Here is a 7,076-nt window from a genome sequence, read left to right as displayed (position 1 = left end):
GTGCCTTTCGAGCGCCCGGCACGAACCCATGGCCAGACCAAATACCCATTCTGGAAGATGGTGCATCTTGCTGCGCACGCCATCGTCAGCTTCTCGGAGCAGCCGCTGCGCCTGGCGCTCTGGGGTGGCTTGGCCATTTCTGCGCTGGCCGTAGCCTTCGGTGCCTACGCCATCTACGCCTGGGCCTTTGAAACAGGCATTGTTGCCGGCTGGACATCCACCGTGATGATCGTGTCGCTCCTGTGCGGCATCAACCTCTTCATGACCGGCGTTGTCGGATTGTATGTCGGCAGCATCCACGCCGAAGTAAAACGGCGCCCGCTTTACGTGATCGATCGCCTCACCGGCTTCGACCGGCCGATGCCAGCCGTCCCGGGCAAGAGCCGCCGCTCGCCTCGAAAATCCCGGCTTGGAGTCCCGGCCAATGTCCGAACCCTTCGACAGCTATAGATTCAATTATGGTGAGACGGTCCAGGGATCGATCCGCTTTTCAGGGCTTAAGCACGACTTCTTTCTCATGGCGAAGGCCGAGTTGCTGCGACGCGTTGTGGTCGAGCGGGGGCTTCGTCATGCCGGCCCGGATTTGCGGGTGCTTGATGTCGGCTGCGGCGTAGGTGTGCTCCATCCCTATCTCAAAGGCGCCTTCGAGTGCCTGGAGGGCTGTGACATCTCGCAGGAATCCATCTTGCGTGCCAGCCAGGAGAATCCGAGCGTCACCTACACGGTCTGCACCACGCCGAACCTGCCATACGACAATGGCGTCTTCGATCTGGCCTTCGCCAGCTGCGTCGTCCATCATGTTCCGCCCGCTTCCTGGCTCGGGTTCGTTCGCGAGATGCGGCGCGTCGTACGCCCAGGCGGTGCCGCCTGCATCATCGAGCACAATCCCTATAATCCGCTGACGCGTCTGGCTGTGTTCCGGTGTCCCTTCGACCATGACGCGGTGCTGCTCAGCGCAGCCAAAACAGCGTCCCTCCTTCAAGAAGCAGGCTTCAGCAACATCCGATCCGAGCACTTCCTGCTGCTGCCGTCGGGCGGGCCCTTGGCCCGAAAAGTCGAGCGCGCGCTCGCCCCCCTGCCGCTGGGGGCACAGTATGCGTGTAGTGCGCATGCATGAGCATCGGCCTGCCGGCGACGACGCCCTGAAGCTACTGGCACGCTTCGGCCTGGTCGGCATCGCTGCCACACTTCTGTATGCCGCTTTGGTTGCTGTTTTTTCCAAATCGGAATGGCTCGGTTTAACGCCCATCCATGCCTCGCTTGGGGCATATGCCGCAGCCACCCTGTTTTCGTATCTGGCTCACAAATCCCTGACGTTCGTGTCGGGCCGATCGCATCGAACTGAAGCTCCGCGTTTTCTCCTGCTGGCGGCAACAGGCTTGGCCATTGCCTATGGGGCGCCGGCGTTGCTGACGGTAAAGCTGGGCTTGCCGCTCATCATTCCCGTGCTGATTACGTGCTTGCTTGTCCCCGGCATCAATTTCTTCGTGCTTGACCGGTGGGTTTTTGCCGGACGCATTCCCGGTCGGCACGGCAATCGCTCCCGCCAGAGGCAATAATGCTCTAAATGGCGTCCAGTCGAAACGACACCAATTTGATGGAGCGCTTATAAATGTCGCTGGCGGCCTGGCTGGGCGGGATCCCGTCAAGATAGTCAAAGGTCATTTCGAACGTGCTGGCGTCCGAAAAAGCTGCGTGCGGAATGACGAACGAGACGGTTATCGGTTGCTTGCCCGACAGTGTGACCTTATGCACGGACACGCCATGCACCGAGATTATCACCCTCTGCGTCATCTGTGGCGGACGAATGACAGCGGCCATTTGTAGCGTTGCCTTAAGGCCGTCGCGAAGTGGCGGTATCTGCAGGCGAAGCCGCGAGGTCTCGCCCAGCGAATGCGTGCCGTCGGCTACCGGCCCCGACCAGCCACAAACTTTCATGCCGGCTACCCGTTTGGCGCCATCGGACCGGAAGGACACTGTCTGGCCGAGTGAGTAGCTGCCAATGGCATCGCGGTTGAGGCATGTCGTCGTGCGGTCGATGTAATAGGCACGATAGTCGGCGTGGACATTCGGATGGAGGGCCAGCGCAAGGATGGCGAGTTCGGACACGGCCAGAACCGCGGCGAGCGCGTAAGCGCCAAGCGAGATAGCGCGTCCATGGGGGTTGAGGGTGTCAGACCAAAGCAAGGTAGCCCCCAATCCATGCCACCGTCATGAAATAGCAGGCGACCAGGAAGAGAACCAAAGCGGCCAGCCAGGTCAGTTTCGACGCCGACAACAGGACGGCCATCAACATTATCAGAGGCGCCAGCCCAATGACGTATCTGACCATGGAGGCCAGATTCGTTATCAATGGCACGAGAATGCAGATCGCGCAGAAGACCCCAGCGCCATATTGCTTGCGAGCCACCAGCACGACTGATAGCGCCAGCCCGATGATCGCTGCGAGCGCACTCCATTGCGGCGCCGTGGGCAGCCACCCGGTCTTGGGAAATGCTGAGAGTCCGTCCCATAGAAACAGGAGCGGGTTCCCAGCCACTCGTCCAAAGGCGCGTTGGACGTGCAGAAATGCAAAGCCGTCGCCGACAGTGACATACAAAAACAGGATGTAGGCAAACAAGCCGGCAGGCGAGATAAAGATAGCGACGAGCAGATCCGGTCGACCGAGCACCCAACGCGGAAAGGAGAGTGGTGAGCCGCCCCGTTCGCGATGCTGCTGGAACATTTGAATGACGGTCGCAAAGACGACGAGGACCCCAACGAGCCTCGTTGCCGAGAGGAGCGCTGACGAGATGCCAGCGACGGGATAGCTGGAACGTTTGAGTGCCAGGAAGACAATCGAGGTCAGGAGCACGAAAAGAGATTCGGAAAGGAAAGTTGTGAAGTGGAAGGATAACGGGCCGCTAAGCAGAAAAGCGCAGTACAGTACATAGGCCCGCATGTTCTTCTCCAGCAGCGGCCATGCCACCAGACACGCGGTGTAGCTGCATGCAATCGAAGTGATCGTCGCGACCAGTATCGTGGCGAAGGGGAAAATCGCCCGGATCACCGCTACCAGCATCGGATAGAATGGAAAGAAGCCCCATCGTCCGACGTTGCTTTGGTTTGGGATGGGAAAGCGCTCGTAGCCGCGTTCGGAAATATCCAGATACCAGTGGCAATCCCATCGGCAGAGCGCACGAGCATAAGACTCGAAGCCTGGTTCCGCCAACGTTGAAGCAACAGCGGCATAACGAATAGCAAGGCCAGTGAAACCGAACAGGAGCGGGACTGTCACGACCGCTGCCGCTACCATGTGGCGCTTGTTGATCGTCGGGCCGTAGTCGGGGAAAATCTCGAACTGCTCTGCGCCCTTCATCGACGGCGCATCGCCGGGGCTCTTGATGGCCGGGACGAGATTGTCAGTCCCGGATTTTCTCATCGCGGAGCACCGGCGCGGCGAGTTTCCACCCCCTGATGGGAGCCCGCTTCGACTGTGACCAAACCGCCGACCGTGGCCTTGCCAGCTTCATAATCGACCGCCGTGGCGTGGCCGATGAGGTTCAACTTGTCCGGCGCCTTTGCCTTCTTCGGCGTGTCGATCGAGAAGAGGAAGTTGTAGGTCGCAACGCTGACGCTGGCCCGACGGTCGTCGAGCAGTTCCAGATGGGTGACGCCTATCGTCACCTCGTGGCCAAAGCCGATGCCAGTCTGTTCCCGCACCATGTGAGGGATTCTGGAGCGCGGCTGGCGATCGTCAAGAGGTTGCTAATATTCGAGCGGCGAAGGGCAACAAATCTTTGGCCCTGCTTCTAAGCGAGCGTTTGGAGAATACCCGCGGTGCGTGGAAGGCGCCTTTGAAGCGCGTCGAGAACACGATAATCATGCATGCCTCGGCGGCCGGACGAGCTATTGCGCAGCCTTGACACCGGGATGGTCGCCCGACAAATCTAAGGTCCGCACCGAATGCTCCTTCTGTGCGACGTCGAATGCCCACGGGCGGAGGCGCAAAGACCGAGATCGCCTTTGCGTGGACCTTGAAATGAGCTGGTGTCGAGGTGACGATCTCACCATCGGTGTTGACCGGCATCGGCTTCTCCGTCTCGATGTCGAACTCGACGCACCTAGCCGTCCGAACCTCTCGCCAGGCGCCATGCGTTCCAGAACGGAAGGAGCGGAGCATCAGCGCCAGTTTCCAGAGGTTCGTCATTTCCAAGCTATAGAGATCGAGATGTCCGTCATCGATCTCGGCCGTCTCTTCCACCACGTTGCCGCCCCCGTAGTGACGACCGTTTCCCACCAAAAATTCCATAGCGTTGTTCGCCTGCGCCGCTGCATCTCCATCAACCCTGTGGGGGAAGTCTGCCAGCGCGATGACATAAAGAGCGGCTGCGAGAACGAGGACGCAGCCAACGGCAATCATCTTGGCGAGTGGGCGAGAAGTGCTGCAAGATGGCAAACGGAACGGTTCGCGCACAGCGAACACAATCACGATGGCGAGAATATGCATCGCCAACCGCTATTGCGGGAGCACCCGCCGGGTTCAAGTGAACGGAAACTTGCCCGATGACCAGGCATGCTAACGCTCCAACTACCCCGCTGGCACTAAGATTCATCGCCTGACGGGCGGCCGTGTTGTGTCGAGCAAAGCGCCTGCGCTTGCCATCCGCGGGCCCCCCCAACGCCATCGTCACCCTCTCAAAAAGTCCGACTGCCCAGTTTGTCACCCCTTCGCCGGATACGCAAGAAGGCCGTTCGCCGCGCGATGACGCCACCATTCTCGAGGCGCAAAGCCTATCATGGCTCGAACCGAACTGTCGTTACGCGAAGGTCCGGAAAAGCGATTGAGTGCGGGCATTTGAAGCGGTCCAAGCATTCCAGCCGCTTTGCGCCCGCGCGCGGTGCGATGATTCGGCGCGCCTGCATTTGATCAGCTTGAGGAAGTAGCGCCGGTCGGTTTGCTCTCAGATGGGGAGGAGGTGGACGTGGTTTGACCCACTCTGCATAGTCGTCGGGCAGCATGTCTTCCAGCTATATGAGATTGTACTTTTCCGGGGAGAGGACCAAGGTATCGGGAAAGGGCGTGGTCGGCTATCGAATCAGTGCTCAAACTGCGATGGAGATCCCGCAACTTCAGATGCCGATGATCAGACCTCTCAAACGTTCTACGCAATCCCAACAAGTGCTGGTTACGGGAGGTTCCGGCTTCCTCGGTATGTACTGTATTTTGCAGCTGCTCGATCTTGGATACCGGGTTAGATGCACTGTACGCTCGCTGACACGCGAACCAGAAGTTCGTCGTACACTCGAGCAGATGGGCGCATCATCAATTGGCGCTTCTCTTTCCTTCATCGAGGCAGATTTGAGTGCCGATCCCGGTTGGGATGATGCCGCCGCCGGTAGCTCCTACGTGCTACATGTCGCCTCTCCATTTTCCGTTGGACAAAAGGATGGCAATATTGACACCATCGGCATCGCCAGATCTGGCACACTACGAGGGTTGCGAGCAGCACATGAAGCGAAGGTTAAACGGCTGGTGATCACATCGTCATTCGTTACCATGAGTTACGCTCGCGAAATGGACACCGCTGAATTCACTGAGGCCGATTGGAGTGACTTGAGCATTCCCACTCTTACCGCCTACGTCAGATCGAAGACGTTAGCCGAAAAAGATGCCTGGGATTTTGTGAGGCGAAAAGGTGGGCCAGAGCTTACAGCAGTAAACCCGACGGTGATATTGGGGCCGGTCATGTGCCCCGACTATTCTCCGTCAATTTCACTCATCCAACGTATGCTGGACGGAAATCTGCCGTTAGCTCCGAAGCTTTCCTACGGGATCGTGGACGTCCGCGACTCGCCGATCTACACATTCGCGCTATGACCGATCCTGCAGCAAATGGCGAGCGGTTCGTTGCAATAGCGGGTGAAACAATGAGCATATACGAGATAGCCCGGGTGCTCAGGTCGCGGCTGGGTGCTCATGGAGCAAAAGCGCCGCGATTTGAGATGCCAAACTGGGCGATGCGACTTCTCGCTTTGGTCAGTCCTGCGGCAAGTGCTATCGCCGGCATGTCTGCTTACGGGGACAAAGCTGCCTACGGCCTCCGATGACAAGCAAAACTGCTGCCACCTACGACTCGTCCCTCTCATCGCGCAAATTAGACACAACGCGGCGGTTCTGCGACCTGCAGGCGGCGTCGGGGCAGTCGCGGACGAGCCTGTCCTTGCCGTAGCCCTTGGCCCACATGCGATTGCGGTCTATGCCGCCGGCGGCGAGGTAGTCCATCACCGCATCGGCGCGCTGCTGCGACAGCGCCGTTTCACTTGCGCCGGGATCGTCGGCGAAACCCTGCAGCTTGAGCAGCCAGCGCGGATGCTTTGCTAACCAGGCGATCTGGGTGTCGAGGGTGGCCTTGGCGACAGAATCGAGCGCAACCGAACCTTGCGTGAAATAGGTGCGGCGGCCGACATTGAGGATAAAATCCTCCTCGCTGCCCGGCTGCACGTTCTGGAAGCCGGCAATCTCGGCGTTGGTGACGTCTGGCGTGGAAGGGGCCAGCGTGTTGCTGGTCGAGCAGGATGCGACAAACACCAGCAGGCTGGCAGCGAGCAGCCGGCGCGTGTTTTCAATCATGCGGTTCATGAGGCGCCAATCATTCGACAGTTGTGGAAGCGGGCGCCTGGTCGGCGATGTGCGGCAGCACCTCCACCGCGGTGCCGATCGGGCACCGCTGGTAGAGGTCGATGATGTCTTCCGGGAACATGCGGATGCAGCCGCTGGAAGCGTCGGTGCCGATGCTCCATGGCTCCAGGGTGCCATGCAGGCGGTAGCCGATGTCGGCGCCGTCGCGGTACAGATAGAGCGCGCGCGGCCCGAGCGGATTGTTGGACGCGCCGCCTGCGACCATCGGCGGTAGGTCCGGCTTGCGCTTACGCATTTCGGGGGGCGGGACCCATTGCGGCCACAGCGCGCGGCGGTCGATCGTCGCGCGGCCGTACCATTTGAAGCCGTCCTTGCCTACGCCGACGCCGTAGCGGATGGCGGTCTTGTTTTCCATGATGAGGTAGAGGAAGTGGTGGCGGGTATCGACCACGAC

At 59.7% G+C, this 7,076-nt stretch carries 8 protein-coding genes and 2 pseudogenes; 4 read left to right on the top strand and 6 right to left on the bottom strand.

The genetic code is table 11. The features are described from left to right. The 3 genes and pseudogenes from EN750_RS11705 to EN750_RS11695 form a co-directional block, all read left to right on the top strand. A pseudogene (locus tag EN750_RS11705) lies at window positions 1–450 on the top strand (glycosyltransferase); the annotation flags it as partial. Then, window positions 425–1,117 (top strand): class I SAM-dependent methyltransferase, encoded by a 693-nt coding sequence (locus tag EN750_RS11700; RefSeq protein WP_127396519.1) that lies wholly within the window; start codon window positions 425–427, stop codon window positions 1,115–1,117. The pseudogene EN750_RS11705 and the gene EN750_RS11700, both read left to right, overlap by 26 nt. Then, entirely contained in the window at window positions 1,095–1,559 is a 465-nt protein-coding gene (locus EN750_RS11695) for a GtrA family protein (RefSeq protein WP_127396518.1), read from the top strand. The genes EN750_RS11700 and EN750_RS11695 overlap by 23 nt, the downstream gene beginning before the upstream one ends. Window positions 1,560–1,563: 4 nt before the next feature. On the opposite strand, the gene EN750_RS11690 is transcribed toward EN750_RS11695, so the two are convergent. The 4 genes and pseudogenes from EN750_RS11690 to EN750_RS11675 all read right to left on the bottom strand — a co-directional run. Next, on the bottom strand, window positions 1,564–2,109 hold the full coding sequence (locus EN750_RS11690; RefSeq protein WP_245481777.1) for a hypothetical protein: 546 nt from the start codon (window positions 2,107–2,109) through the stop codon (window positions 1,564–1,566). 64 nt (window positions 2,110–2,173) lie between these two features. Next, window positions 2,174–3,421 (bottom strand): hypothetical protein, encoded by a 1,248-nt coding sequence (locus EN750_RS11685; protein WP_127396516.1) that lies wholly within the window; start codon window positions 3,419–3,421, stop codon window positions 2,174–2,176. Beyond that, a complete protein-coding gene (locus EN750_RS11680) occupies window positions 3,418–3,705 on the bottom strand; it encodes a hypothetical protein (RefSeq protein ID WP_127396515.1) in 288 nt (95 codons plus the stop codon). Before EN750_RS11680 ends, EN750_RS11685 begins: the two co-directional genes overlap by 4 nt. 277 nt (window positions 3,706–3,982) lie before the next feature. Then, window positions 3,983–4,402 (bottom strand): annotated as a pseudogene (locus EN750_RS11675) (lipid kinase); the annotation flags it as partial. A 597-nt stretch (window positions 4,403–4,999) separates the two neighbouring features. Between EN750_RS11675 and EN750_RS11670 the strand changes: the two are divergent. Continuing rightward, complete coding sequence (locus EN750_RS11670; RefSeq protein WP_127396514.1) at window positions 5,000–5,860, top strand: NAD-dependent epimerase/dehydratase family protein; 861 nt, start codon at window positions 5,000–5,002, stop codon at window positions 5,858–5,860. Between the two features lie 249 nt (window positions 5,861–6,109). On the opposite strand, the gene EN750_RS11665 is transcribed toward EN750_RS11670, so the two are convergent. Then, the gene (locus EN750_RS11665; RefSeq protein WP_127332134.1) at window positions 6,110–6,622 is read right to left on the bottom strand and encodes an OmpA family protein; all 513 of its coding nucleotides are present in this window, start codon (window positions 6,620–6,622) and stop codon (window positions 6,110–6,112) included. Window positions 6,623–6,632: 10 nt separating this feature from the next. Continuing rightward, window positions 6,633–7,076: L,D-transpeptidase (locus tag EN750_RS11660; protein WP_145967571.1), on the bottom strand; the 444-nt coding region annotated here is incomplete at its 5' end.

The organism is Mesorhizobium sp. M7A.F.Ca.ET.027.03.2.1, from assembly GCF_003999175.1.
GTDB lineage: Bacteria > Pseudomonadota > Alphaproteobacteria > Rhizobiales > Rhizobiaceae > Mesorhizobium.
The sequence above is the reverse complement of the archived record's forward strand: the minus strand, read 5'-3'. Positions and strand labels throughout refer to the sequence as shown.